Raw genomic sequence first — 1426 nt, forward strand, 5'->3', positions numbered from 1 at the left:
TATCAAATCCGAGGAGAGAACCGATGGCTTCCAATGCGAAAGATATCCAGCTTCGAGAGCTGAAAGATACAGTATCACAACTGAAAACAATGGTATCTGAACAGACTGAGCTGATCAAATCTCTCCGTCTTATTATTGACGAAAAATCCAGTCACGAGAAAGCACTCCTGGAACAGGTGGACTATCTGACCAAAAAGCTTTTCGGCTCTTCCAGCGAAAGAAGATCTGATGATATTCCGGGACAACAGAATCTCTTTGATGAAGCAGAAATGGAACAGGATCCGTCCCTGCTGGAAGAAGAAACTGTGATCAAGGAACATACCCGTAAAAAGAAGGCAACCCATGAGGATCTCTTCAAAGGCCTGAAGGTTGAAAAAGTAGTGATCCCTCTTCCGGAAGAAGACCAGATCTGTCCGGTATGCGGTACGCAGATGGTCCTGATCGGCGAGGAGTATGTCCGCCGGGAACTGGAATTTATTCCTGCTACTTGTAAAGTGATCGAATACTACAGCCAGAGTTACGGATGTCCGTCCTGCAAGGAAGGGTTTGGCGATACAGAAAAGCCTGTGATCATAAAGTCTCAGGTTCCGGCGGCTCTGGTTGGGAAAGGTCCTGCCTCAGCATCCACTGTTGCATGGACCATGTATCAGAAGTATGCCAATGGGCTTCCCCTTTACCGGCAGGAGAAAGACTGGAAACAGTATGGGGCTCAGATCAGCCGCACCACTCTTGCCAACTGGATCATCTACTGTTCACAGAACTACTTCCAGCCAATGTATGATTACTTCCACCGTGAGCTGCTGAAACGCAGCTTTGCAATGGCAGATGAAACCCGAGTTCAGGTATTGAACGAGGAAGGGCGCCGAGCCCAGACCCAATCATTCATGTGGCTGTTCCGAAGCGGCGAGGATGGACTTCCGGCGATCATCCTGTATGGCTATTCCCCGACCAGGAGCGGCAGTCACGCAAGGGAGTTCCTGGAAGGCTACAGCGGATACCTGGAAACGGATGGATATCAGGGATACAACAATCTTCCAGGGATCAGACGCTGCTCTTGTTGGGCGCATATCCGTCGATACTTTATCGATGCCGTTCCCAAAGGAAAACAGTATGACTACAGTCAGCCGGCAGTGCAGGGAGTCCAGTACTGCAATCGGTTATTCGCCATTGAGGACTCCATTAACAAAAAGTATCCCGGTGATTATGAAAAGCGAAAGCAGCTGCGTCTCGAGAAGGAAAAACCTGTTCTGGAGGCTTTCTGGTCGTGGCTCGATCAGCAGAAGCCAGTCCGGAACACCCGGATGGATAAAGCGGTTAATTATGTTCTCAACCGGCGTGATACAGCGGAGACCTATCTGGAAGACGGGCGGTGCAGCTTTACTAATAACCTCAGCGAGAATGCGATTCGTCCACTTGCAGTAGGGCG

1 protein-coding gene is annotated in these 1426 nt (G+C 49.8%); it reads left to right on the forward strand.

Annotation, left to right across the window (positions count from 1 at the left end; genetic code table 11):
* Positions 1-23: 23 nt before the first annotated feature.
* The coding region (tnpC, locus tag ACTNA4_RS16025) for an IS66 family transposase (RefSeq protein WP_441031163.1) at positions 24-1426 on the forward strand (1403 nt) is incomplete at its 3' end.

The organism is Bariatricus sp. HCP28S3_A7 (genome assembly GCF_052066375.1).
In the GTDB taxonomy this organism is placed as follows: Bacteria; Bacillota; Clostridia; order Lachnospirales; family Lachnospiraceae; genus Allocoprococcus.